This is a genomic window from Chimaeribacter sp. YP20170169 (assembly GCF_056739715.1).
On sequence record NZ_CP176824.1, the window covers coordinates 3,396,103 to 3,419,610 of the forward strand.

Here is a 23,508-nt window from a genome sequence, read left to right on the forward strand (position 1 = left end):
AACAACATGGCGTGAATCATACCGCAAATCAGCGGCGGCAGGGCGGCAGCGACCACGGGGAATGCTCAGGCTGGGAGGCAGTACGCAGATTTTTTGCCAGCCAGCGCCGAGCCTTGCCCACCCTCGCGACGCAGGTAACGATCCAGCTCCACCAGCGCGCTCCAGCGGTTTTCGCACCACAGCGGCGCACAGAGCGTCGGGCGGCGCGCGCTGGCCGACAGGCGGTGGAAGATCACCTCTGGCGGCGTGTGACGCACCATCTCGCCAGCGGTGGTGACATACTCCGCCAGCGTCAGGGGTGACAGCCGCCCGGCCTGCCACGCGCGCTCCAGCCGGCTGCCGGTGACGATGTGCAACGGATGCAGCTTCAGCCCCTCCACCCCGGCCTCCACCACGCGCAGCAGGCTCTGTTGCGCCATCGCTTCTGTCTCGCCCGGCAGGCCGACAATCAGGTGGCAGCAGACCGGGATGCCCCACGCGCGGGCGCGCTGCACCGTTTCGCGGTAGCAGGCGAAGTCATGGCCGCGGTTGATGCGCCGCAGCGTGGCGTCATGGGCGCTCTGCAACCCCAGCTCCAGCCACACCTCATAGCCCTGGTCGCGGTAGCCAGCCAGTAATTGCAGCACCGCCTCCGGCACGCAGTCAGGCCGGGTGCCGACGCACAGCCCGACAATGCTGGCCTGTTGCAGCGCCTGCTCATACTGGTCGCGCAGCCGTGCGATCTCGCCGTAGGTGCTGGTGTAGGCCTGAAAATAGGCGAGGTGGAGGCGCGCGCGGTTGACGTTGGCGGCCTGCGTGGCCAGCTGTGCGGCGATGCTCTGGTGGCGGGCGGCCTCATCAGCAAAGGAGGCGACGTTGCAGAAGGTGCAGCCCCCGCGCCCTAATGTACCGTCGCGGTTTGGGCAGGTGAAGCCGCCGTGCAGCGTGAGTTTATGCACCTTTTCGCCGAAGCGCCGTTGCAAATGGGGGCCGAACATATTGACTAATTGTGACAGCTGCATGATCGTGTGGTTATCTCAGAAAAAAGCCAATAGCCTAGCGCGCAATGGCTTTTTGCATGATGACCGCGATCAACCCCCGCCCCGCTGCTGTTTCCCCAGAATAAAAATTCAGGATAAATGAGAATTAATTCAAATTTTGGCTGATGAATTATTCTTATCGGCCTGCCCGGATCATGAGGAAAAATGACAGCATAAAAAACAGACACAAACTACATTCAACAGAACTTTAACAGAATATAATCCTGGTAATGTGTTGCGCCCTAGCATGGTGCAGAGATTTGTGGCTTGCACTATAGTGAGTCAGCTCACATTCCGCCTTCTGTCGCTACCCCTTCCCCACCCATAAAAAATGTCATTTTTAATTTAAAAAACATTAAGTTAACCATTAAAAATCACAAAAACGCATATCTTAAAACCATATTTGACCTACCTGTGCTTTCTCGATAAGTTGGAAGTCCGCTGGAAGCATTCTCGACGAGCCAAGACTCGTCATACTTATGCAGTTATTACAGACTCCCTCATTAAACAAGTCATCACCCACTTGTGAGCACCGTCACAAGAGGCCGTCGACGGAGGACGTCAGGCCGGGTTCCACCTGCCAAATTATGCAGGTAACCCCCTGACCGCCGGAGAGCCGCTTCTTGCCGTAGGGTGGAAGAGTCACGCAGAGCCTGGGGAGGTTGCTGATATGTTGTACGATAAGTCCCTCGAGAGGGATAACTGTGGTTTCGGCCTGATCGCCCACATAGAAGGCGAACCTAGCCACAAGGTGGTGCGTACTGCCATTCACGCACTGGCCCGTATGCAACACCGTGGTGCAATTCTTGCCGACGGCAAAACCGGCGACGGCTGTGGCCTGCTGTTGCAGAAGCCCGACCGCTTCTACCGGATGGTTGCTGAAGAGCGCGGCTGGCGTCTGGCCAAGAACTATGCCGTGGGCATGATGTTCCTCAGCAAGAATGAGGATGACGCCCGCGAGAGCCGCCGCATTGTCGAAGAAGAGTTGCAGAACGAAACGCTGTCGATCGTCGGCTGGCGTGACGTTCCGACCAACCCGGATGTCCTCGGTGAGATCGCCCTCTCCTCCCTGCCGCGCATTGAGCAGATTTTCGTGAACGCCCCGGCTGGCTGGCGTCCGCGTGACATGGAGCGCCGCCTCTATATGGCGCGCCGCCGTATTGAGAAGCGCATCCAGGACAATGAGTTCTACGTCTGTAGCTTGTCGAACCTGGTGACCATCTACAAGGGTCTCTGTATGCCGGCTGACCTGCCGCGCTTCTACCTCGACCTGGCTGACCTGCGTCTGGAATCGGCCATCTGCCTGTTCCACCAGCGCTTCTCCACCAACACCGTGCCGCGCTGGCCGCTGGCACAGCCGTTCCGCTATTTGGCGCATAACGGCGAGATCAACACCATTGCCGGTAACCGCCAGTGGGCGCGCGCCCGTGCCTACAAATTCAAGACCCCGCTGATCCCGGATCTGCAGGATGCCGCGCCGTTCGTCAACGAAACCGGCTCCGACTCCAGCTCCCTTGACAACATGCTTGAGCTGTTTTTGAGCGGCGGGATGGATCTGGTGCGCGCCATGCGCCTGCTGGTGCCGCCGGCCTGGCAGCAGAACCCGGACATGGACAGCGACCTGCGCGCCTTCTTTGACTTCAACTCGATGCACATGGAGCCGTGGGACGGCCCGGCTGGCATCGTGATGTCCGATGGCCGCTACGCCGCCTGTAACCTCGACCGCAACGGCCTGCGCCCGGCGCGTTATGTGATCACCAAAGACAAGCTGATCACCTGCGCCTCTGAAGTGGGCATCTGGGACTACCAGCCGGATGAGGTGGTGGAGAAGGGGCGCGTCGGCCCCGGCGAACTGATGGTGATTGACACCCGCAGCGGCCGCATTCTGCACTCCGCCGAAACTGACAATGACCTGAAGAGTCGCCACCCCTACAAAGAGTGGATGGAGAAGAACGTCCGCCGTCTGGTGCCGTTCGAAGACCTGCCGGAAGATCAGGTGGGCTGCCGTGAGCTGGATGACACCTTGCTGGAGACTTACCAGAAGCAGTTCGGCTACAGCAATGAGGAGCTGGATCAGGTGATCCGCGTGCTGGGCGAGAATGGTCAGGAGGCGGTCGGCTCAATGGGTGATGATACCCCGTTCGCCGTGCTCTCCAGCCGCCCGCGCATCATCTATGACTATTTCCGCCAGCAGTTCGCGCAGGTGACCAACCCGCCGATCGATCCGCTGCGCGAGGCCCATGTGATGTCGTTGGCGACCAGCATTGGCCGCGAGATGAACGTCTTCTTCGAGGCCGAGGGGCAGTCCCACCGCCTGAGCTTCAAGTCGCCGATTTTGCTCTACTCCGACTTCAAACAGCTGACGACGCTGGAGGGCGAGCACTACCGCGCCGAGACGCTGGATCTGACCTACGATCCGGCCGAGCACTCGCTGGAGGAGATGATCCACCGCCTGTGCGAACAGGCCGAGCACAAGGTGCGTGACGGCGCGGTGCTGCTGGTGCTCTCTGACCGCGCCATCGCCCCGAACCGCCTGCCGGTGCCGGCGCCGATGGCGGTCGGTGCCATCCAGACCCGTCTGGTGGAGAAGAACCTGCGCTGCGACGCCAACCTGATTGTTGAGACTGCCAGCGCGCGTGACCCGCACCACTTTGCAGTGCTGCTGGGCTTCGGCGCGACGGCCATCTACCCCTATCTGGCCTATGAGACGCTGGCGAAGCTGGTGGACTCCCGTGCCATTGACAAGAATTACCGCGAGGTGATGCTGAACTATCGCAACGGCATCAACAAGGGCCTCTACAAGATCATGTCCAAAATGGGCATCTCGACCGTGGCCTCCTACCGTTGCGCCAAGCTGTTTGAGGCCGTTGGCCTGCACCGCGAGCTGAGCAGCCTCTGCTTCCAGGGCGTGGTGAGCCGCATCGGCGGCGCCAACTTTGGCGATTTCGAGCAGGATCTGCAAAACCTCGCCAAGCGCGCGTGGCTGAAGCGCAAACCGCTGGATCAGGGCGGGCTGCTGAAGTTCGTCTACGGCGGCGAGTATCACATGTACAACCCGGATGTGGTGGCGACGCTGCAAGCCGCGGTGCACAGCGGCGACTATAACGACTACCAGCAGTACGCCAAGCTAGTGAACGAGCGCCCGGTCTCCACGCTGCGCGATCTGCTGAAGATCACGCCGAACGGCCAGCCGATCCCAGTCGATCAGGTGGAGCCAGCAGAGAACCTCTACAAGCGCTTCGACACCGCGGCGATGTCCATCGGTGCGCTCAGCCCGGAGGCGCATGAGTCGCTGGCGGAGGCGATGAACGGCCTCGGCGGCTTCTCCAACTCCGGCGAGGGCGGCGAAGACCCGGCGCGCTACGGCACCAACAAAGTGTCGCGCATCAAGCAGGTGGCCTCTGGCCGCTTCGGCGTGACGCCAGCCTATCTGGTCAACGCCGACGTGATCCAGGTGAAGGTGGCGCAAGGCGCGAAACCGGGTGAAGGCGGCCAGTTGCCGGGCGACAAGGTGACGCCGTACATCGCCAAGCTGCGCTATTCGGTGCCGGGCGTGACGCTGATCTCCCCGCCGCCGCACCATGATATCTACTCGATCGAGGATCTGGCCCAGCTGATCTTCGACCTGAAACAGGTCAACCCGAAGGCGTTGATCTCGGTGAAACTGGTCTCCGAGCCGGGCGTCGGCACCATCGCGGTGGGCGTGGCGAAAGCCTATGCCGACCTGATCACCATCGCTGGCTATGACGGCGGCACCGGTGCCAGCCCGCTCAGTTCGGTGAAGTATGCCGGCTGCCCGTGGGAGCTGGGGCTGGTGGAGACCCAGCAGGCGCTGGTGGCCAACGGCCTGCGCCACAAGATCCGCTTGCAGGTGGATGGCGGCCTGAAGACCGGCGTCGACATCATCAAAGCAGCGATTCTGGGTGCGGAGAGCTTCGGCTTCGGCACCGGCCCGATGGTGGCGCTGGGGTGCAAATACCTGCGTATCTGCCACCTCAATAACTGCGCGACCGGTGTGGCAACGCAGGATGAGAAGCTGCGCCGCGACCACTACCATGGCCTGCCAGAGCGTGTGACCCACTACTTCCGCTTCATCGCGCAGGAGACTCGCCAGATCATGGCCGAGCTGGGCGTCAGCAACCTGGTTGACCTGATTGGCCGTACCGATCTGCTGACCGCGCTGGAGGGCTTCACCGCCAAGCAGAACAAGCTGGATCTCGCCGCGCTGCTGCAAACCGCCCAGCCGCACCCCGGCAAGGCGCGCTACTGCACCGAGGGCAGCAACCCGCCGTTCGACAAGGGCGTGCTGAACAAGGCGCTGCTGGAGCAAGCCGCGCCGCACGTGGAGAAGCGCCAGAGTAAGACGTTCTACTTTGACATCCGTAACACCGACCGCTCGGTGGGCGCGCTGCTCTCCGGTGCCATCGCCGAGAAGCATGGCGATCAGGGCATGGCCTCTGACCCGATCACCGCGCACTTCTCCGGCACCGCCGGCCAGAGCTTCGGTGTCTGGAACGCCGGTGGCCTGGATCTGATGCTGACCGGCGACGCCAATGACTACGTTGGCAAGGGCATGGCGGGTGGCCGCATCGCGGTGCGCCCACCGGTAGGCTCCGCCTTCCGCAGCCATGAGGCCAGCATCATCGGCAACACCTGCCTGTATGGCGCGACCGGCGGCAAGCTGTTTGCCGCAGGCCGGGCGGGCGAGCGTTTCGCAGTGCGTAACTCCGGTGCCATCACCGTAGTAGAAGGCATCGGCGACAACGGCTGTGAGTACATGACCGGCGGCATTGTCTGCGTGCTGGGCAAAACCGGCGTCAACTTTGGCGCGGGCATGACCGGCGGCTTCGCCTACGTGCTGGACGAGGATGGCGAGTTCCGCAAACGCGTCAACCCGGAGCTGGTGGAGGTGCTGGAAGTTGACCAACTGGCGATCCACGAGGAGCACCTGCGCGGCCTGATTACCGAGCACGTGCAGTTGACCGGCTCCAGCCGTGGTGAAGAGATGCTAGCCAACTGGCCGGTGTGGGCCGCCAAGTTCGCCCTGGTGAAACCGAAGTCCAGTGATGTCAAAGCATTGTTGGGTCACCGCAGTCGTTCCGCAGCAGAGCTGCGGGTCCAAGCGCAGTAAGAGGTTTTCGATGAGTCAAAACGTTTATCAATTTATCGATTTGCAGCGTGTCGATCCGCCCAAGAAAGCGCTGAAGATCCGGAAAATTGAGTTTGTAGAAATTTATGAGCCGTTCTCCGACAGCCAGGCGCAGGCGCAGGCAGACCGCTGCCTCTCCTGCGGCAACCCCTACTGCGAGTGGAAGTGCCCGGTTCATAACTATATTCCGAACTGGCTGAAGCTGGCGAACGAGGGCCGCATTATGGAGGCGGCCGACCTCGCCCACCAGACCAACAGCCTGCCTGAGGTGTGCGGGCGCGTCTGCCCGCAGGATCGCCTGTGTGAAGGCTCTTGCACCCTGAACGGCGAGTTCGGCGCGGTCACCATCGGCAACATCGAGCGCTATATCAATGATAAGGCGATTGAGATGGGCTGGCGGCCCGATATGTCCCACGTCAAGCCGACCGGCAAGCGTGTGGCGATCATCGGTGCCGGGCCGGCCGGGCTGGCCTGTGCCGACGTACTGGCGCGCAACGGCGTGAAAGCGGTGGTCTATGACCGTCACCCGGAGATTGGCGGCCTGCTGACCTTCGGCATCCCAGCCTTCAAGCTGGAGAAGTCGGTGATGACCACCCGCCGCGAAATCTTCACCGGCATGGGCATTGAGTTCCAGCTCAATACCGAAGTCGGCAAGGATGTCACGGTTGAGGCGCTGCTGGCAGAGTATGACGCGGTGTTCCTCGCGGTTGGCACCTACCAGTCGATGCGCGGTGGATTGGAGAATGAGGACGCGGCTGGCGTGTATGACGCCCTGCCGTTCCTGATCGCCAACACCAAGCAGCTGATGGGCTATGAGGCCACCACTGAGGAGCCTTACATCAGCATGGAGGGCAAACGCGTGGTGGTGCTGGGCGGTGGTGATACGGCGATGGACTGCGTCCGCACCTCCATCCGTCAGGGCGCTTCCCACGTTACCTGTGCATACCGCCGTGACGAAGAGAACATGCCAGGCTCCCGCCGCGAAGTGAAGAACGCGCGTGAAGAGGGCGTGGAGTTCAAGTTCAACGTCCAGCCGCTGAGCGTGGTACTGGATGCGCAGGGCCGCGTGAGCGGCGTGAAGATGGTGCGTACCGAACTGGGCGCGCCGGATGCCGCTGGCCGCCGCCGTGCCGAACTGGTGCCCGGCTCCGAGTTCGTGATGAACGCGGACGCGGTGGTGATGGCGTTTGGCTTCCGTCCGCACAAGATGGAGTGGCTGGCCGCCCATGACGTGGAGCTGGACAATCAGGGCCGCATCATCGCGCCGGAAGGGGTGGAGAACGCCTTCCAGACCAGCAACCCGAAAATCTTCGCCGGTGGCGACGCGGTGCGCGGCTCCGACCTGGTGGTGACGGCGATTGCCGAAGGGCGCAAAGCCGCCGACGGCATCATGAACTACCTAGAAGTATAAACCGCCTGCGGTCGAACGGGGGGAGCCAGTGGCTCCCCCTTTTTTACGCCCATAAAAAAGCCCCGCCGGAGCGGGGCTTTTTGTGCGACGCGGTTACTTCACCACGCGCAGGGCCGGGCGGCCACCGCGTGGCGGTTGCGGCGGCTCATCGTCGGAAGGATCGCTCTCATCCGGGCGATCGCCATCGATAACGGACATCGTTGGCTCAGGCGTGGCGCTCTCCTCAGCGGAGGTCTCAAACATCCCCTCCTCATCCTCGTAAGCGGGTTCTGGCTCAAACATGGTGCCAGCGCCATTTTCACGGGCGTAGATCGCGAGGACGGCGGCGATAGGCACATTCACCTGACGCGGCACGCCGCCAAAGCGGGCATTGAACCGGACATCGTCCGTGCCCAGCTCCAGGTTCCCTACCGCGCGCGGGGCGATGTTCAGCACGATTTGGCCATCGCGGGCGAACTCCATCGGCACCATAACACCTGGGCGCGTGACATCCACCACCAGATGCGGGGTCAGCTGGTTGTCGAGCAACCAGTCATAGAACGCCCGCAGCAGGTAAGGACGACGCGGAGACATGTGCGACATCTCCATCTGAATCAACTCCGGGTATGCAAACGCATTTCGCGTTCAGCTTCGGTGAGTGAAGCCAGGAAGGCATCACGCTCAAAGACGCGGGTCATGTACCCTTTCAGCTCTTTGGAGCCAGCGCCAGTCAGCTCAATGCCCAGTTGCGGCAGACGCCACAGCAGCGGTGCGAGGTAGCAGTCCACCAGGCTGAACTCCTCGCTCATAAAGAACGGGGCCTGACCAAAGATCGGGGCAATCGCCAGCAGCTCTTCACGCAGCTGTTTACGGGCGGCGTCAGCTTCCTGGCCGCTGCTCTGTTCGATTTTGTCTTTCAGCGAATACCAGTTTTTCTCGATGCGCAGCATCATCAGGCGGCTCTCACCGCGCGCCACCGGGTAGACCGGCATCAATGGCGGATGTGGGAAGCGCTCATCGAGGTACTCCATAATGATTCGGGATTCATACAGCGTCAGCTCACGATCAACCAGCGTCGGGACGGATTGATAAGGATTGAGGTCAATAAGATCCTGCGGCAGATTTCCCATATCCACCTGCTCGATCTCGACACTGACACCCTTTTCCGCCAGTACGATACGTACTTGATGGCTGAAGATGTCGGTCGGGCCAGAGAACAGCGTCATTACCGAACGTTTGTTGGCAGCGACAGCCATGTAAACCTCCAAGTTTATCTAGAAAACAGTGCGAATAGCCAACATCAGGCTGCTATCCTGAATCATGTTATCGCCAGCCAGCAACCTCGCAGAAGCCCGGAGGTCAGGCGATCTCCAGGACGACCGAACCCATCAAACTGCGCGGCGCTCAGGCGCAAAAGTGTTGTTAGTTTACCAGATTTTGCCCCTCTTGTGGCGGCGCAACGGTGAAATCCGCGCGATTTGTCTGTCAGAGGGTGGGATAAGGCGGGAAAGTGTGGATTTCAGGCATAAAAAAACCCGGTGAGACACCGGGTTTTTGACGCTGTTCCTGCTGCAAGTGCAGCCAGAAATTAACGCTTGGAGAACTGCGGACGACGACGTGCTTTACGCAGGCCGACTTTCTTACGTTCAACCTGACGAGCGTCACGGGTAACGAAGCCAGCTTTACGCAGCTCGGAACGCAGAGACTCGTCATACTCCATCAGCGCACGGGTGATACCGTGACGGATGGCACCAGCTTGACCGGAGATACCACCACCTTTAACGGTGATGTACAGGTCCAGTTTCTCAACCATGTCGACCAGTTCCAGCGGCTGACGAACTACCATGCGGGCAGTTTCGCGACCGAAGTACTGTTCCAGGCTACGCTGGTTAATTACGATGTTACCGTTGCCCGGCTTGATGAAGACGCGAGCGGCGGAGCTTTTGCGGCGACCAGTGCCGTAGTATTGATTTTCAGCCATTGCCTATAATCCCGATTAAATGTCAAGAACTTGCGGTTGCTGTGCCGCATGATTGTGCTCGTTACCCGCGTAAACTTTCAGTTTACGGTACATAGCACGACCCAGCGGGCCCTTCGGCAGCATGCCTTTAACCGCGATCTCAATCACACGCTCAGGATGGCGAGTAATCATCTCTTCAAAGGTCGCTTGTTTGATACCACCGATGTGGCCGGTGTGATGGTAATAGATCTTGTCGTTACGCTTGTTACCGGTTACGGCAACTTTCTCAGCGTTCAGAACGATGATGTAATCACCGGTATCAACGTGCGGAGTGTATTCCGCTTTATGCTTGCCACGCAGACGGCGAGCCAGTTCAGTGGCCAGGCGACCCAAGGTCTTGCCGCTTGCATCAACTACGAACCAGTCACGCTGTACTGTTTCCGGTTTAGCTGTAAAAGTTTTCATTAAAAGCTTACCCAATTTAAGTTACACGTTGGCGAACACCCAAACGCTTAATTAACAGTGTTGGAGGTTCACACGGCCATCAAGTCCAGCAAACCTACCCCTTCGAATAGCCTATGCCGGCACTAATAAAGTTTCGGGAAAAAAACTTTGTTGTAACGTGGGGTCGCAAGATTATAGAGAAGTCACCCACAAAGATCGACTGCTTTTTTATCACAAATGCATAATATCTGCCCGCTGGTACGCGGGTTACGGCAGGTGCGGCAAACGCAGGTACTCTTCGCTCTGCATCTCCTGCAAACGCGAGAGGCAGCGCTGGTACTCAAACTTCAGCCGCTCCCCCTGGTAGATCTCATGCATCCCGCTCTCGGCGGAGATCACCAGCTTCACGTGGCGCTCATAAAACTCATCGACCATTGCCAAAAAGCGGCGCGCGGCGCTCTCGTTTTTGCTGTCCATCACCCGCACATTGTGCACCAGCACCGTGTGGTAGAGCGTAGAGAGCGCGATGTAGTCAATCTGGCTGCGCGCCTCCTCACACAGGGTGTGGAAGTCAAAGGCCGCCACCCCCTCTGCCACCGCCAGCGCGGGCAGCGGCCGGTGGTTCACCTCCAGCACCGGGTTGCGCTCGCCGGGTTTGCCCGCCAGCCGGGTGAACATCCCCTCCAGCCGGTCAGCGGCGGCGGCGTCCGCCGGCGAGAGCCACAGGTTGGCCTGCGTCAGGGTGCGCAGGCGGTAGTCGATGCCGGCGTCAACGTTGAGCACATCGCAGTACTCTTTAATCAGATCGATGGCCGGCAAGAAGCGCTGGCGTTGCAGGCCGTTGCGGTAGAGCTGGTCTGGCGGGATGTTGGAGGTGGCGACCAGCGTAATGCCGCGCGCGAACAGCGCCTGGAGCAGCGTCGCCAGCAGCATGGCGTCGGTGATGTCAGAGACGAAAAATTCGTCGAAGCAGAGCACGTCCGCCTCCGCTTTGAAGCGGTCGGCCACCGTCTCCAGCGGGTTTTCCTGCCCCTGCAGCTGGGTCAGCTGCTCATGCACCCGCAGCATAAAGCGGTGGAAGTGCAGCCGCATTTTGCGATCACCCGGCAGGCTGTGGAAGAACATGTCCATCAGCCAGGTTTTGCCGCGCCCCACGCCACCCCACATATACAGCCCCTGCACCGGGCGCGTCGGCGCCGGCTTTTTGCCCATCAGCCGCGCGAACAGGCCGCCGGAGGCGCGGGCAGGCGCAGGTTTTTGCGCCACCAGCGCATGGTGGATGGCGTCAAGCTGGGTCACGGTCTGGCGCTGGACGTCATCCGGTTGGTAATCACCGGCGGCCAGCGCCTGCTCATAGCGTGCTAGGGGGGATGTGGGTTGCATGTTTTTCGACGTTCCATGAGAAAAAAATTATCGGGTTTTCGCGACGCATCTGGACGTTTTCGCCCCGAGTTCGCCGCCGTTGCCTGCCGTGCTGGCCGTGAAAAACGCGCTGTTTCCGCGCTTCAGACCCGTCAGGATTCCACTGGGACAAGGTTAACGGTTATAGTGGGTATTATTAAGTGAAAAAGCCCTACTGGACAACGAGAGTAACATAGGAGTCATTATGACCTGGGAGTATGCACTTATTGGTTTGGTCGGCGGCCTGATTATCGGCGCCCTCGCCATGCGTTTTGGCAATCGTAAACTGCGCCAGCAGCAGGTGTTGCAGCACGAGCTGGAGAAAAGTAAGGCAGAGCTGGATGAGTACCGCCAGGAGCTGGTCAGCCACTTCGCCCGCAGTGCCGAACTGCTGGACAACATGGCCACTGACTATCGCCAGCTTTACCAGCACATGGCGAAAAGTTCGAACAACCTGCTGCCGGACATGCCGACGCAGGACAACCCGTTCAACTACCGCCTGACCGAGGCGGAAGCCGACAACGATCAGGCGCCGGTCGAGATGCCGCGCGACTACTCCGACAGCGCCTCCGGGCTGCTGCGTGGCGACACTTCCCGCCGCAAATGATGCCTGTCCGCCGGCGGCCCCCTGCCGCCGGCGCTTGCCTTCCCGTCATGACCACGCCCCGTGCGTCATGGCACATGAAAAAAACGCGTCTCTTATTGTTTATTGATATTTAATGAAATGACACGCGCGTCTGACCGGGTACGCTGCCCTCATTACCTGGAATGACCGGTTACTCATTTTTTGCCGCAGGTTGCGGGAGAGCTGCCAATGAAGATGACTTCACTATCACTGAGTGCGTTAACCCTCTGTCTCGGCCTGGCCTTACAGCCTGCGATGGCCTCTGGTCTGCCGACGGCGGTGGCGGGCGAGGCGCTGCCCAGCCTGGCACCAATGCTGGAGCGGGTACTGCCAGCCGTGGTCAGCGTGCATGTCTACGGCACACAGGCCGAGCGCCAGCGCCTGCCGGAAGAGTACAAATACTTCTTCGGGCCGAACGAGCCTGCCGAAGAGGAGAACGCCACCCCCTTTGAGGGCCTTGGTTCCGGCGTGATTATCAATGCCGACAAAGGCTACGTGCTGACCAACAACCACGTGGTGAGCAATGCCGACAAGATCCAGGTACAGCTGAACGATGGCCGCGAGTATGAGGCCAAGCTGCTGGGCCGGGATGAGCAGAGCGACATCGCGCTGTTGCAGTTGCAGGCGGCCAAGGATTTGACGGCGATCCGCATTGCCGACTCTGACCAGCTGCGGGTGGGCGACTTCGCCGTGGCCGTCGGCAACCCGTTTGGCCTCGGCCAGACCGCTACCTCCGGCATCATCTCCGCCCTTGGCCGCACCGGCCTGAATCTGGAGGGGCTGGAGAACTTCATCCAGACCGACGCCTCCATCAACCGCGGCAACTCCGGCGGCGCGCTGCTCAACCTCAACGGCGAGCTGATCGGCATCAACACCGCCATTCTGGCGCCGGGCGGCGGCAGCATCGGCATCGGCTTCGCCATCCCCAGCAACATGGCGCAGAACCTCAGCAAGCAGCTGATTGAGTTTGGCGAGGTGCGGCGCGGTATGCTTGGCATCAAAGGCAGCGAGATGAACGCCGACATGGCGAAAGCCTTCAAGATGGAGACCCAACGCGGCGCGTTCGTCAATGAGGTGCTGGCCGACTCCGCCGCCGCCCGCGCTGGCATCAAAGCCGGTGACGTGCTGGTGTCGCTCAACGGCCGACAGATTGAGAGCTTTGCCGAGCTGCGCGCCAAGGTCGGCACCGCCGGGCCAGGCAAGACGGTGAAAATTGGCCTGCTGCGTGCTGGCAAGCTGATGGAGGTGGACGTCACCCTCCAGACCAGTACCGAGGCCACCGCCGCCCAGACACTCTCCCCGGCGTTGCAGGGGGCGACGATGAGTGATGGCGCCACCGACGCTGGTGAGACGGGCGTGAAGCTGGTGAGCGTGGACCCCGGCTCGCCGGCCGCCGCGCTTGGGCTGCAAAAGAATGACGTCATTATCGGCGTCAACCGCGAGCGCATCGCCTCACTGGCGGACTTGCGCAAGGTGCTGGCAGGCAAGCCGCAAATCGTGGCGCTGCACGTGGTGCGCGGCGATGACAATATCTACTTGTTGTTGCGTTGATTTAATCGAAAAGTGGGCGCGGCACGCTGCCGCGCCCGGCACTTCGTGCTATCCTCCCCCCCATTCCATTTCCAGATATTCTGAGCCTGATGCTTGCTAAGTTATTGCGTTCAATTCTCTTTGGCCTGATTGTCGCTGGCATCCTGCTATTCGCCCTGCCAGCGCTGCGGCTGCCCAGTGCGGATTTCCTGCTGCCGTCGCACTTCAGCGGCGGCGATGAGCAGCCGGTCAGCTATAACCAGGCGGTGCGCCATGCCGCGCCAGCGGTGGTGAACGTCTATAACCGCAGTATGGGGGCCTCCTCGCACAACGAGCTGGAGATCCGCACCCTCGGGTCGGGCGTCATCATGAATGACAAAGGGTACATCCTGACCAACAAGCACGTGATCAATGACGCCGAGCAGATTATCGTGGCATTGCAGGATGGCCGGGTGTTCGAGGCGCTGCTGGTTGGCTCCGACAGCCTGACCGATCTGGCGGTGCTGAAGATTGACGCCACCGCCCTGCCGGTGATTCCGATCAACACCCAGCGCATCCCGCGCGTCGGCGACGTGGTGATGGCGATCGGCAACCCCTATAACCTTGGCCAGACCATCACCCAAGGCATCATCAGCGCCACCGGCCGCATCGGCCTTAGCCCCTCTGGCCGGCAGAATTTCTTGCAGACCGACGCCTCCATTAACCGTGGCAACTCCGGCGGCGCGCTGGTGAACACGCTCGGCGAACTGGTGGGCATCAACACCCTCTCCTTTGACAAGAGCAACGACGGCGAAACACCGGAGGGCATTGGTTTCGCCATCCCGACCGCGCTGGCGACCAAGGTGATGCAGAAGCTGATCCGCGATGGCCGCGTCATCCGTGGCTTCATCGGCATTGGCGGGCGCGAGATCAGCCCGATGCACACGCCAAACAGCGGCCTCGATCGCATTCAGGGGATTGTGGTCAATGAGGTGACGCCAGATGGCCCGGCGGCGAAAGCGGGGATGCAGGTCAACGACGTGATTGTCAGCGTCAACCACAAGCCAGCCCTTTCGGCGCTGGAGACGATGGATCAGGTGGCGGAGATTCGCCCCGGCTCGGTGATTCCGGTCGAGATCATGCGCAATGGCAACAAGATGACGCTTCAGGTCACGATTCAGGAGTACCCCTCCCACTAAGCTGGGACAAAAAAAAGCCGGCGCAATGCCGGCTTTTTTTATGGCGCAGGACGGTTATTCGCCGTGGATGCGCTCGATGTTGGCACCCAGCGCGCGCAGTTTGTCTTCGATACGCTCGTAGCCACGGTCGATGTGGTAGATGCGGTCAACGATGGTGGTGCCTTCGGCGATGCAGCCGGCCAGCACCAGACTGGCGGAGGCGCGCAGATCGGTCGCCATCACCTGCGCCCCGGAGAGTTCCGCCACGCCGTGGCAGATCACGGTGTTGCTCTCAATCTCGGCGTGCGCGCCCATGCGGATCAGCTCCGGCACGTGCATGAAGCGGTTCTCGAAGATGGTTTCGGTGATCACGCCCGTGCCCTCCGCCACCAAGTTCAGCAGGCTGAACTGCGCCTGCATGTCAGTCGGGAAACCGGGGTGTGGCGCGGTACGGATGTTGACACCTTTCGGGCGCTGGCCATGCATGTCCAGGCTGATCCAATCCTCGCCCACCTCGATGTCCGCGCCCGCTTCGCGCAGTTTCGCCAGCACCGCGTCCAGGGTGTCCGGACGGGTCGCGCGGCACACCACTTTGCCACCGGAGATCGCCGCCGCCACCAGGAAGGTGCCGGTCTCAATGCGGTCAGGCAGCACGCGGTAGACCCCGCCGCCGAGGCGCTCTACGCCCTGGATGGTGATCTTGTCGGTGCCCGCGCCGCTGATTTTCGCGCCCAGGGTATTCAGGAAGTGGGCGGTGTCCACAATCTCCGGCTCGCGCGCGGCGTTCTCGATGATGGTGGTGCCCTCCGCCAGCGTGGCGGCGCTCATGATGGTCACGGTCGCGCCAACGCTGACTTTGTCCATCACGATATGCGCGCCCTTCAGGCGGCCGTCAACGGAGGCTTTGACATAGCCCTCTTCCAGTTTTATCTCCGCGCCCAGTTGCTCCAGGCCGGTGATGTGCAGGTCAACCGGACGCGCGCCGATGGCGCAGCCGCCCGGCAGCGACACCTGGCCGCGGCCAAAACGCGCCACCAGCGGGCCGAGCGCCCAGATCGAGGCGCGCATGGTCTTCACCAGATCATAAGGGGCGGTGAATTCGTTGACCGCGCTGGCATCGACAAACACCGAGCCATTGCGCTCAATTTTGGTGCCGAGCTGGCTCAGCAGCTTCAGGGTGGTGTCGATGTCTTTCAGATGGGGAACGTTTTGGATCTCAACCGGCTCTTCCGCCAGCAGGGCGGCGAACAGGATTGGCAAGGCCGCGTTTTTAGCCCCGGAGATGGTCACTTCACCACTCAGGCGGGTACGGCCCTGCACACGAAATTTATCCATTATGACTGCTCTCAATGATTAACTTGATAAGGATGAGCACAGGGCGGCCACGCCGCCCCCGGCATCAAAGGCCGCTTAGCTTGCGGTCGCGCTGCCACTCTTCCGGCGTGAAAGCCTTGATGGAGAGGGCGTGGATGCGGTTGTCCGCGATGTACTCCATCAGCGGCGCATAGACGGTCTGCTGCTTCTTCACGCGGCTCATGCCAGCGAACTGCTCACTCACCGCAATCACCTGGAAGTGGCTGCCTTCGCCAGTCACGTGGGCTTCCTGCAAGGCCAGCGCCTGCATCAGAACGTCTTTAATTTCTTGGGTATCCATAGGAGTCTATTCTGTCTAAATGGGGATAATATCAGCCGACTATCTTAGTGTAATCCGGCCGACTCTTAAACAAAGAAAAAGCCCCCGAAGAGGCTTTCTTGCGGGGGCTTTGGTCGTCAATTGCGGCAAAAAGCACGCTAACGCGTTGAGGCGGTGGCGCTGACAGGGATGATCTCATCCAGGTTATAGAGCGTAATCAACGTCTCCAGCCGATCGGTCATGCCCTCCAGCGTCAGCGCCGCGCCACGTGCGCGCGCTTCGGCCCGCAGGTGCACCAGCAGCGCCAAACCGGGCGAGTCCACTCGGCCGACCTGCGACAGGTCGAGGGCAGTGTGCTGCGCCAGCAGGCTCTCACGCTGCTGCCAGAGCGGCAGCAGCGTATCGCGGTCAAGATCGCCGGTCAGTACCAGCGTCTGCCCACGGGAGGCCCAGTTCAGGGTTGAGCCGGCCATTATTGCTGGTCGAGGGTGATGGGCTGGGCCGCCGCGCTTTTCAGGCGGGCGGTCAGGCCGTCGACGCCCTGCTGGCGCAGGATGTCAGCCCACTCATTCTGCTTGGTGGTGATCATGCTGACGCCTTCGGCGATCATGTCATACGCCTGCCAGTTGCCGGTCTTGCTGTTTTTGCGCCACTGGAAGTCCAGACGCACCGGCGGGCGGCCGCCGTTGTCCAGGATGGTAACGCGGATGGCGATGATGTCGGCGTTGCCCAGCGGCTGCTCCGGCGCAATCTGGTAGGTCTGGCCGTGGTAGAGCGCCAGCGCCTGACCGTAAGCCTGCGCCAGATAGTCCTCGAAGGCGGCGAAGTAGGCGTCACGCTGCGCCGGGGTGGCGGATTTGTAGTAGCGGCCCAGCACCAGCGCACCGGCGTACTTCACCTGCACGTAGGGCAGCAGCTCCTGACGCACCACGTCGCGCAGGTAGTTCGGGTTCTGCCTGATTTTCGGCTGTTCATTCTTCAGGCGGGTGAAGGTCTTCTCCGCCGCCTCATCCATGACACGGTAAGGGTTGGTCATATCCACCGCATTGGCCAGCGGAGCGACCACCAGCAGCGCGACCATCAATAAACGTTTAAACATTCAGGGTTTCCTCTTAATTGCTGGGTGCAGCAGGGGTTGCGGCAGGCGCAGCCTGCGCGCCCGGTTTGGCGGCGTCATCGGAGCCGCCGCTCTTGTACAGGAACTGGCCGATCAAATCCTCCAGTACCATTGCCGATTTGGTGTCCTGGATGGTGCTACCCTCTTTCAGCATAGCAGTCCCCATCTCCGGGTCTTCAAAGCCGACATTCAGCGCCAGATACTGCTCCCCCAGCAGGCCGGAGGTGCGGATCGCCAGCGAGCTGGTGTCCGGGATCTGGTTGTACTGCTCGTCGATGTCCATCGCCACGCGCGGCGAGTAGTTGTTGTCCAGGGAGATATCCGCCACCCGGCCAATCACCACGCCGCCGATGCGCACCGGCGAGCTGGCTTTCAGGCCGCCGATGTTGTCGAAGGTCGCGTAGATGCGGTAGGTGGGGTGCGGCCGCATTGAGGTGATGTTCGCCACCTTCAGGGCCAGAAACAGGATGGCGCCCAGCGCGATCAGCAGGAACGCCCCCACCCAGATTTCACTCTTTTTCGTTTGCATTATTTAGTTCCCAAACATCAGTGCCGTCAGCACAAAATCCAATCCCAGCACCGCCAATGAGGAGTGCACCACGGTACGGGTCGTCGCCCGGCTAATCCCCTGCGAGGTGGGGACGGCGTCATAGCCATTGAACAGCGCAATCCAGGTCACGGTGACCGCAAAGACCGCGCTTTTCAGCAGGCAGTTGACCAGATCCTGCCGCCAGTCGACGGCATTCTGCATCGCCGACCAGAAGAAGCCGCTGTCGATGCCCTTCCAGTCCACGCCCACCAGCGAGCCGCCCCAGATGCCGACCGCGACGAAGATCGCCGTCAGCAGCGGCATACTGATCATGCCAGCCCAGAAGCGTGGTGCCACCACCCGGCGCAGCGGATCGATCGCCATCATCTCCATGCTGGAGAGCTGCTCGGTGGCCTTCATCAGGCCAATCTCGGCGGTGAGCGCCGAGCCGGCGCGGCCGGCAAACAGCAGCGCGGTCACCACCGGCCCCAGTTCACGCAGCAGCGAGAGCGCCACCATCATCCCCAAACTGGTTTCGGCGCTATAGGTGGTGAGGATCAGGTAGCCCTGCAACCCCAGCACCATGCCGATAAACAGCCCGGAGACCACGATAATCAGCAGCGACATCACGCCGACGCTGTAAAGCTGCTTCACCAGCAGTGCCCCATGCTTGCGCGGGTGCGGGCGACCCATCAGGGCGCCGAACATCATCAGCCCGGCGCGGCCAAATGCGCGGCACAGTGAGATCCCACGGCGTCCGAGTGACGCCAGTGCAGTTGTTAACATCAGTCTATTGGCTCCCTTATCCTAGCAGCTCGGTCTGGTAATCACCGGCCGGGAAACGGAATGGCACCGGGCCGTCGGCGATGCCGTCGAGGAACTGGCGCACGCGCGGATCGGCATTGGCCTGCAACGCCGCGGGCGTCCCTTCGGCAATCACATGCTGCTCCGCCACGATATAGGCGTAGTCCGCGATGCTCAGCACCTCCGGCACGTCGTGGGAGACCACGATGCAGGTCACGCCGAGCGCATGATTCAGCTCGTCGATCAGTTTCACCAGCACGCCCATGGTGATGGGGTCTTGCCCGACGAACGGCTCATCAAACATGATCAGCGTCGGGTCGAGGGCGATGGCACGCGCCAGCGCCGCACGCCGCGCCATGCCGCCGGATAGCTCCGAGGGCATCAGCTTGGCCGCGCCGCGCAGGCCCACCGCCTCCAGCTTCATCATCACCGTGGTGTGCAGTAGCGGCTCGGGCAGGTGGCTGTGCTCCCGCAGCGGGAACGCGACATTCTCATAGACATTCAGATCGGTAAACAGCGCGCCGGACTGGAACAGCATGCTCATCTTTTTGCGCGTGGCGTAGAGCTTGCGGCGCGAGAGGGTGGGAATGTTTTCACCATCAAACCAAATCTCGCCCTCATCGGGGGCGAGCTGCCCGCCGATCAGGCGCAATAGCGTGGTTTTACCGATACCGGAGGGGCCCATGATGGCGGTGACCTTGCCACGCGGCACCGTCATATTGATTTTCTCGAAGATGGGGCGATCGCCGCGCATAAAACTGATGCCTTTGATCTCCACCAGATTCGATGCCTTCTGGTTCATTCTTGCTATCCCTTATAGGGTATTGGGAAAACGATACCCCTGATGTTAAAGCAAAGGCGGCCGGACGCCGTATCTTTACAAAACCTTACGGCCCTGGCCGCTAAACTTGCCATACGTTTTACTTTTACGTTCCGCAGGGTCAAAATTAGCGGATAAATCTGGGCGTTAACGCTGGCGCGGGTTCGCCGTCGATTAGAGTCAGTTTATCATTGTTTCAGGTAATCATTTTTGACCTTCTGATTCACCGACGAACAGGGGATTATACCGAATAAAGGACTCCGCATGCTGCTTGCGACCATACTATTGATCGTTGGTTTACTTCTACTTTCTTACGCGGCCGACCGTCTGGTGTATGGCGCGGCGGTGCTCTCCCGCTCAATGGGGGTGCCGCCGCTGGTGACCGGCATGACCATTGTCGGCATTGGCATCTCGCTGCCGGAACTGGTGGTCTCCACCACTGCCGCGATTGGCGGGCAGCGCGATTTGGCGATAGGCAACGCCATTGGCTCCAACATCATCAACATCCTGCTGATCCTGGGCGGCGCGGCGCTGATCCACCCGCTGCGGGTGCAGTCTGACATTTTGCGCCGCGAGCTGCCGCTGCTGTTGCTGATCACCGCGCTGTGCGGTGTGCTGCTCTCAGACCTGCAACTCTCGCGGCTGGACGGGGTGATCCTGCTGTTGAGCGCCGCCCTGTTCTGCCTGCTGATGCTGAAGATCGCCCGGCTGGCGCAGCGCGAGGGCAGTGACCCGCTCACCACCGAGCAGCTGGCGGAGCTGCCGCAGGACAGCAGCAACACCGTGGCGGTGCTCTGGCTGCTGCTGGCGGTGGTGATGATGCCGCTGGCCGCGGGCATGATTGTGGACAACGCCACCGTGATCGCGCGCTATTTTGGCGTCAGCGAGCTGGTGATTGGCCTGACGGTGATTGCCGTCGGCACTAGCCTGCCGGAGCTGGCCACCTTTGTCGCGGGCGCGCTGAAGGGGGAGGATGACATTGCTTTAGGAAATATCATAGGCGCCAACATCTTCAACCTCTGTATAGTGCTCGGCATTCCCGCACTGATCGCCCCTGGCCCCTTCGCGCCGGAGGCGTTCCGCCGCGACTACTGGGTGATGCTGGCGGTCAGCGGCGTGCTGGCCGGCCTCTGCCTGCTGCGTCAGCACCGCATCGGCCGCCGGGCGGGCGCGCTGCTACTGTGCGGCTTTATGGCTTATCTTGCGTGGCTGCTGCTCTTTCCGGCTGGCCCCGCCTTGTAAAACAGTCAGGACACCAACATGGCGAACTTTGAACTCCAGCCCGGCTTCGACTTCCAGCAGGCCGGCAAAACCGTACTGCAGATCGAGCGGGAGGGGCTGGCCCAGCTCGATCAATATATCAATGACGACTTTACCCGCGCCTGTGAACGGATCTTCGCCTGTAGTGGCAAGGTGGTGGTGATGGGGATGGGCAAGTCCGGCCACATTGGCCGCAAGATGGCAGCGACCTTCGCCAGCACCGGCACGCCGGCCTTCTTCGTCCACCCGGCGGAGGCGAGCCACGGCGATCTGGGCATGGTCAGCCGGCATGACGTGGTGATCGCCCTCTCCAACTCCGGTGAGTCCAGCGAAATTCTGGCGCTGGTGCCGGTGCTCAAGCGTCTGCACGTGCCGCTCATCTGCCTGACCGGCAACCCGGAGAGCGCCATGGGCCGCGCGGCGGACATCCACATCTGCGTGCAGGTGCCGCAGGAGGCGTGCCCGCTTGGGCTGGCACCCACCTCCAGCACCACCGCCGCACTGGTGATGGGCGACGCGATGGCGGTGGCGCTGCTGGAGGCGCGCGGCTTCACCGCCGAGGATTTCGCCCTCTCCCACCCCGGCGGCGCACTGGGCCGCAAGCTGCTGCTGCGTGTCAGTGATATCATGCACAGTGGCAATGAGATCCCCCACGTCAGCCGTGACGCCACGCTGCGCGACGCGCTGCTGGAGATCACGCGCAAAAACCTCGGCATGACCGTGATCTGTGATGACTTGATGAAGATCGAGGGCATCTTCACCGATGGCGACCTGCGCCGCATTATTGATATGGGCATCGACTTCAACCGGGCGCGCATCGAAGAGGTGATGACGCCCGGCGGCCTACGGGTGCGCCCCGGCACCCTGGCGGTGGAGGCCCTGAATACCATGCAATCCCGGCACATTACCGCCCTGATGGTTGCCGATGGCGACCAGTTGCTCGGTGTGGTACATATGCATGACATGCTGCGCGCTGGCGTAGTTTAATGAAGGAAAGGCTCAATGAGTGATAACGCAGCAACTGTGAATACCTGTTACGGCCCGGTCAGCGCCGAGGTACTGGACCGCGCGCGGCAGATTCGCCTGCTGATCTGTGATGTGGATGGCGTCATGTCCGACGGCCTGGTCTATATGGGCAATCAGGGCGAGGAGCTGAAAGCGTTCAACGTGCGCGACGGCTACGGCATCCGCTGCCTACTCACCTCTGACGTGGAAGTGGCCATCATTACCGGCCGCTCCGCCAAACTGCTGGAGGATCGCGCCGCGACCCTCGGCATCCGCTACCTTTACCAAGGGCAGTCCAACAAGCTGATTGCCTTCCGCGAACTGCTCACCACGCTGGCGCTGCGCCCGGAGCAGGTGGCCTACGTCGGCGATGACCTGATTGACTGGCCGGTGATGGCCGAGTGCGGCCTGGCGGTGGCGGTGGCGGATGCCCACCCGATGCTGACGCCGCGCGCCCACTACACCACCCGCATCAGCGGGGGCAAGGGCGCGGTGCGCGAAGTGTGTGACCTGATCCTGCTGGCGCAAGGGAAGCTGGAGGACGCCGTCGGGCTTTCAATATGAGCAGAGCAAAGTTTCTGATTACCCTGCTGCTGGCGCTGGCCGCGCTGGTACTGATTGGCTGGAGCCTGGCCGATGAGGATGAGGCGGCACCGACGGCAGCCATCAACACCCAGGACCCGACCTACCAGAGCCAGCACACCGTTACCGTGGTCTACGACCCGACCGGCAAGCTGAACTACAAGCTGGTGGCCGATGACGTCAAATATTACACGGCGGAGGAGCTGAGCTGGTTCACCAACCCGGTGATGACGCTCTATGACGCCAACACCATCCCGACCTGGTCGGTGCGCGCCGATCGCGCCAAGCTGACCAAGGATCGGATGCTCTATCTCTATGGGCATGTTGAGGTCAACAGCCTGACCGCGACCTCGCAGTTACAGCGGATCAAAACGGACAACGCCCAGGTCAACCTGGTGAGCCAGGATGTCACCTCGGATGATGAAGTCACCCTTTACGGGGCCGCCTTCACCTCCAAGGGCATGAAAATGCGCGGCAATTTGCGGACCAAAACAGCTCAGCTGATCGAAAAGGTAAACACCTACTATGAAATCCAGACTTCAAACCCCGCTCCGTAACCTGCTGGTTGCCAGTTCGCTTCTGGCTGTGAGCGTGCCGGCCCTGGCGCTGAAAGATGACACCAGCCAGCCGATCCACATCGACTCCGCCCAGCAGGCGCTGGACATGGAGGGCAACACCGTGACCTTCACCGGCAACGTGGTGGCGAAACAGGGCAGCATCGAGATCAAGGCCGACAAGGTGGTGGTGATCCGCCCGCAGGGGCAGCAGGGCAAGGAGGTGATTGAGGCCTTCGGCAACCCGGCGACCTTCTACCAGTTGCAGGACAACGGCAAGCCGGTGAAGGGCCACTCGCAGAAGATGCGTTATGAGCTGGGGAATGACTATGTCATCCTGACCGGCAATGCCTATCTGGAGCAGCTCGACAGCAATGTGAAGGGCGACCGCATCACCTATCTGGTGCAAAAACAGCAGATGGAAGCTTTCAGTAACGAAGGCAAACGTGTTACCACTGTGTTAATCCCGACCCAATTGCAGGACAAAGGCACCCCGTCCAGCGGACAGAAGAAGAGTAACTGATCACTT

Annotated in this window: 23 protein-coding genes; 10 read left to right on the top strand and 13 right to left on the bottom strand. The window is 61.2% G+C overall.

Translation table 11 applies throughout. From position 1 onward, the window contains the following. Positions 1 to 65 precede the first annotated feature (65 nt). On the bottom strand, positions 66 to 1,001 hold the full coding sequence (gene mnmL, locus ACK3SD_RS15495) for a tRNA modification radical SAM protein MnmL/YtqA (RefSeq protein WP_481126071.1): 936 nt from the start codon (positions 999 to 1,001) through the stop codon (positions 66 to 68). Positions 1,002 to 1,689: 688 nt separating this feature from the next. Between mnmL and gltB the strand changes: the two genes are divergently transcribed. Both gltB and ACK3SD_RS15505 read left to right on the top strand, forming a co-directional pair. Further along, a complete protein-coding gene (gene gltB / locus ACK3SD_RS15500; RefSeq protein WP_481126072.1) occupies positions 1,690 to 6,150 on the top strand; it encodes a glutamate synthase large subunit in 4,461 nt (1,486 codons plus the stop codon). Positions 6,151 to 6,160: 10 nt separating this feature from the next. After that, positions 6,161 to 7,579, top strand: a complete 1,419-nt coding sequence (locus tag ACK3SD_RS15505; RefSeq protein ID WP_481126073.1) for a glutamate synthase small subunit — start codon at positions 6,161 to 6,163, stop codon at positions 7,577 to 7,579. A 93-nt stretch (positions 7,580 to 7,672) separates the two neighbouring features. On the opposite strand, the gene sspB is transcribed toward ACK3SD_RS15505, so the two are convergent. The 5 genes from sspB to zapE all read right to left on the bottom strand — a co-directional run bounded on the left by sspB (position 7,673) and on the right by zapE (position 11,345). Then, positions 7,673 to 8,167, bottom strand: coding sequence for a ClpXP protease specificity-enhancing factor (gene sspB, locus ACK3SD_RS15510; RefSeq protein WP_137764452.1), 495 nt, complete (start codon positions 8,165 to 8,167; stop codon positions 7,673 to 7,675). A 5-nt stretch (positions 8,168 to 8,172) separates the two neighbouring features. Further along, positions 8,173 to 8,814, bottom strand: a complete 642-nt coding sequence (gene sspA, locus ACK3SD_RS15515) for a stringent starvation protein SspA (protein WP_481126074.1) — start codon at positions 8,812 to 8,814, stop codon at positions 8,173 to 8,175. A gap of 332 nt (positions 8,815 to 9,146) precedes the next feature. Next, positions 9,147 to 9,539 carry a 30S ribosomal protein S9 gene (gene rpsI, locus ACK3SD_RS15520; RefSeq protein WP_039346610.1) on the bottom strand — a complete coding sequence of 131 codons (393 nt, stop codon included), beginning with the start codon at positions 9,537 to 9,539 and terminating at the stop codon, positions 9,147 to 9,149. A 15-nt stretch (positions 9,540 to 9,554) separates the two neighbouring features. Then, positions 9,555 to 9,983, bottom strand: a complete 429-nt coding sequence (gene rplM / locus ACK3SD_RS15525; RefSeq protein ID WP_137764454.1) for a 50S ribosomal protein L13 — start codon at positions 9,981 to 9,983, stop codon at positions 9,555 to 9,557. A gap of 246 nt (positions 9,984 to 10,229) precedes the next feature. Beyond that, on the bottom strand, positions 10,230 to 11,345 hold the full coding sequence (zapE, locus tag ACK3SD_RS15530; RefSeq protein WP_481126075.1) for a cell division protein ZapE: 1,116 nt from the start codon (positions 11,343 to 11,345) through the stop codon (positions 10,230 to 10,232). A 223-nt stretch (positions 11,346 to 11,568) separates the two neighbouring features. Here zapE and zapG point away from each other — a divergent pair, with 223 nt between their 5' ends. The 3 genes from zapG (at position 11,569) to degS (ending at position 14,696) form a co-directional block, all read left to right on the top strand. After that, entirely contained in the window at positions 11,569 to 11,970 is a 402-nt protein-coding gene (zapG, locus tag ACK3SD_RS15535) for a Z-ring associated protein ZapG (protein WP_481126076.1), read from the top strand. Between the two features lie 207 nt (positions 11,971 to 12,177). Beyond that, positions 12,178 to 13,539, top strand: a complete 1,362-nt coding sequence (gene degQ, locus ACK3SD_RS15540) for a serine endoprotease DegQ (protein ID WP_481126077.1) — start codon at positions 12,178 to 12,180, stop codon at positions 13,537 to 13,539. An 89-nt stretch (positions 13,540 to 13,628) separates the two neighbouring features. Beyond that, a complete protein-coding gene (degS, locus tag ACK3SD_RS15545) occupies positions 13,629 to 14,696 on the top strand; it encodes an outer membrane-stress sensor serine endopeptidase DegS (RefSeq protein ID WP_481126078.1) in 1,068 nt (355 codons plus the stop codon). Between the two features lie 54 nt (positions 14,697 to 14,750). Here degS and murA read toward each other — a convergent pair whose 3' ends face one another. The 7 genes from murA to mlaF all read right to left on the bottom strand — a co-directional run bounded on the left by murA (position 14,751) and on the right by mlaF (position 19,560). Continuing rightward, complete coding sequence (murA, locus tag ACK3SD_RS15550; RefSeq protein ID WP_481126079.1) at positions 14,751 to 16,010, bottom strand: UDP-N-acetylglucosamine 1-carboxyvinyltransferase; 1,260 nt, start codon at positions 16,008 to 16,010, stop codon at positions 14,751 to 14,753. Positions 16,011 to 16,074: 64 nt separating this feature from the next. Next, positions 16,075 to 16,329, bottom strand: a complete 255-nt coding sequence (gene ibaG / locus ACK3SD_RS15555) for a BolA family iron metabolism protein IbaG (protein ID WP_137764459.1) — start codon at positions 16,327 to 16,329, stop codon at positions 16,075 to 16,077. A gap of 137 nt (positions 16,330 to 16,466) precedes the next feature. Next, on the bottom strand, positions 16,467 to 16,781 hold the full coding sequence (mlaB, locus tag ACK3SD_RS15560; protein ID WP_481126080.1) for a lipid asymmetry maintenance protein MlaB: 315 nt from the start codon (positions 16,779 to 16,781) through the stop codon (positions 16,467 to 16,469). Next, positions 16,781 to 17,407: a phospholipid-binding protein MlaC gene (mlaC, locus tag ACK3SD_RS15565; RefSeq protein WP_481126081.1), complete on the bottom strand. Its 627-nt coding sequence runs from the start codon at positions 17,405 to 17,407 to the stop codon at positions 16,781 to 16,783. The genes mlaB and mlaC overlap by 1 nt, the downstream gene beginning before the upstream one ends. A 13-nt stretch (positions 17,408 to 17,420) precedes the next feature. Further along, on the bottom strand, positions 17,421 to 17,954 hold the full coding sequence (gene mlaD, locus ACK3SD_RS15570; RefSeq protein WP_481126082.1) for an outer membrane lipid asymmetry maintenance protein MlaD: 534 nt from the start codon (positions 17,952 to 17,954) through the stop codon (positions 17,421 to 17,423). Positions 17,955 to 17,957: 3 nt separating this feature from the next. Next, complete coding sequence (mlaE, locus tag ACK3SD_RS15575; protein ID WP_137764463.1) at positions 17,958 to 18,740, bottom strand: lipid asymmetry maintenance ABC transporter permease subunit MlaE; 783 nt, start codon at positions 18,738 to 18,740, stop codon at positions 17,958 to 17,960. Between the two features lie 16 nt (positions 18,741 to 18,756). Then, positions 18,757 to 19,560 (bottom strand): phospholipid ABC transporter ATP-binding protein MlaF, encoded by an 804-nt coding sequence (gene mlaF / locus ACK3SD_RS15580; RefSeq protein WP_137764464.1) that lies wholly within the window; start codon positions 19,558 to 19,560, stop codon positions 18,757 to 18,759. A gap of 282 nt (positions 19,561 to 19,842) precedes the next feature. On the opposite strand from mlaF, the gene ACK3SD_RS15585 reads away from it, so the two are divergent. From ACK3SD_RS15585 to lptA, 5 genes are read left to right on the top strand one after another with little or no spacing between them, the layout of a single operon-like run. Next, a complete protein-coding gene (locus tag ACK3SD_RS15585) occupies positions 19,843 to 20,820 on the top strand; it encodes a calcium/sodium antiporter (RefSeq protein WP_481126083.1) in 978 nt (325 codons plus the stop codon). An 18-nt stretch (positions 20,821 to 20,838) separates the two neighbouring features. Further along, on the top strand, positions 20,839 to 21,825 hold the full coding sequence (gene kdsD / locus ACK3SD_RS15590; RefSeq protein ID WP_481126084.1) for an arabinose-5-phosphate isomerase KdsD: 987 nt from the start codon (positions 20,839 to 20,841) through the stop codon (positions 21,823 to 21,825). 15 nt (positions 21,826 to 21,840) lie between these two features. Beyond that, positions 21,841 to 22,407: a 3-deoxy-manno-octulosonate-8-phosphatase KdsC gene (gene kdsC, locus ACK3SD_RS15595; RefSeq protein ID WP_481126085.1), complete on the top strand. Its 567-nt coding sequence runs from the start codon at positions 21,841 to 21,843 to the stop codon at positions 22,405 to 22,407. Beyond that, positions 22,404 to 22,982: an LPS export ABC transporter periplasmic protein LptC gene (gene lptC / locus ACK3SD_RS15600; RefSeq protein WP_481126086.1), complete on the top strand. Its 579-nt coding sequence runs from the start codon at positions 22,404 to 22,406 to the stop codon at positions 22,980 to 22,982. The genes kdsC and lptC overlap by 4 nt, the downstream gene beginning before the upstream one ends. Continuing rightward, the gene (lptA, locus tag ACK3SD_RS15605; RefSeq protein WP_137764469.1) at positions 22,951 to 23,502 is read left to right on the top strand and encodes a lipopolysaccharide ABC transporter substrate-binding protein LptA; all 552 of its coding nucleotides are present in this window, start codon (positions 22,951 to 22,953) and stop codon (positions 23,500 to 23,502) included. The genes lptC and lptA overlap by 32 nt, the downstream gene beginning before the upstream one ends. Positions 23,503 to 23,508: the final 6 nt, after the last annotated feature.

Bases quoted from the DNA above. Each gene is read 5' to 3' on its own strand.
- mnmL (WP_481126071.1), bottom strand. From the start codon at position 1,001: ATGCAGCTGTCACAATTAGTCAATATGTTCGGCCCCCATTTGCAACGG.
- gltB (WP_481126072.1), top strand. From the start codon at position 1,690: ATGTTGTACGATAAGTCCCTCGAGAGGGATAACTGTGGTTTCGGCCTG.
- ACK3SD_RS15505 (WP_481126073.1), top strand. From the start codon at position 6,161: ATGAGTCAAAACGTTTATCAATTTATCGATTTGCAGCGTGTCGATCCG.
- sspB (WP_137764452.1), bottom strand. From the start codon at position 8,167: ATGGAGATGTCGCACATGTCTCCGCGTCGTCCTTACCTGCTGCGGGCG.
- sspA (WP_481126074.1), bottom strand. From the start codon at position 8,814: ATGGCTGTCGCTGCCAACAAACGTTCGGTAATGACGCTGTTCTCTGGC.
- rpsI (WP_039346610.1), bottom strand. From the start codon at position 9,539: ATGGCTGAAAATCAATACTACGGCACTGGTCGCCGCAAAAGCTCCGCC.
- rplM (WP_137764454.1), bottom strand. From the start codon at position 9,983: ATGAAAACTTTTACAGCTAAACCGGAAACAGTACAGCGTGACTGGTTC.
- zapE (WP_481126075.1), bottom strand. From the start codon at position 11,345: ATGCAACCCACATCCCCCCTAGCACGCTATGAGCAGGCGCTGGCCGCC.
- zapG (WP_481126076.1), top strand. From the start codon at position 11,569: ATGACCTGGGAGTATGCACTTATTGGTTTGGTCGGCGGCCTGATTATC.
- degQ (WP_481126077.1), top strand. From the start codon at position 12,178: ATGAAGATGACTTCACTATCACTGAGTGCGTTAACCCTCTGTCTCGGC.
- degS (WP_481126078.1), top strand. From the start codon at position 13,629: ATGCTTGCTAAGTTATTGCGTTCAATTCTCTTTGGCCTGATTGTCGCT.
- murA (WP_481126079.1), bottom strand. From the start codon at position 16,010: ATGGATAAATTTCGTGTGCAGGGCCGTACCCGCCTGAGTGGTGAAGTG.
- ibaG (WP_137764459.1), bottom strand. From the start codon at position 16,329: ATGGATACCCAAGAAATTAAAGACGTTCTGATGCAGGCGCTGGCCTTG.
- mlaB (WP_481126080.1), bottom strand. From the start codon at position 16,781: ATGGCCGGCTCAACCCTGAACTGGGCCTCCCGTGGGCAGACGCTGGTA.
- mlaC (WP_481126081.1), bottom strand. From the start codon at position 17,407: ATGTTTAAACGTTTATTGATGGTCGCGCTGCTGGTGGTCGCTCCGCTG.
- mlaD (WP_481126082.1), bottom strand. From the start codon at position 17,954: ATGCAAACGAAAAAGAGTGAAATCTGGGTGGGGGCGTTCCTGCTGATC.
- mlaE (WP_137764463.1), bottom strand. From the start codon at position 18,740: ATGTTAACAACTGCACTGGCGTCACTCGGACGCCGTGGGATCTCACTG.
- mlaF (WP_137764464.1), bottom strand. From the start codon at position 19,560: ATGAACCAGAAGGCATCGAATCTGGTGGAGATCAAAGGCATCAGTTTT.
- ACK3SD_RS15585 (WP_481126083.1), top strand. From the start codon at position 19,843: ATGCTGCTTGCGACCATACTATTGATCGTTGGTTTACTTCTACTTTCT.
- kdsD (WP_481126084.1), top strand. From the start codon at position 20,839: ATGGCGAACTTTGAACTCCAGCCCGGCTTCGACTTCCAGCAGGCCGGC.
- kdsC (WP_481126085.1), top strand. From the start codon at position 21,841: ATGAGTGATAACGCAGCAACTGTGAATACCTGTTACGGCCCGGTCAGC.
- lptC (WP_481126086.1), top strand. From the start codon at position 22,404: ATGAGCAGAGCAAAGTTTCTGATTACCCTGCTGCTGGCGCTGGCCGCG.
- lptA (WP_137764469.1), top strand. From the start codon at position 22,951: ATGAAATCCAGACTTCAAACCCCGCTCCGTAACCTGCTGGTTGCCAGT.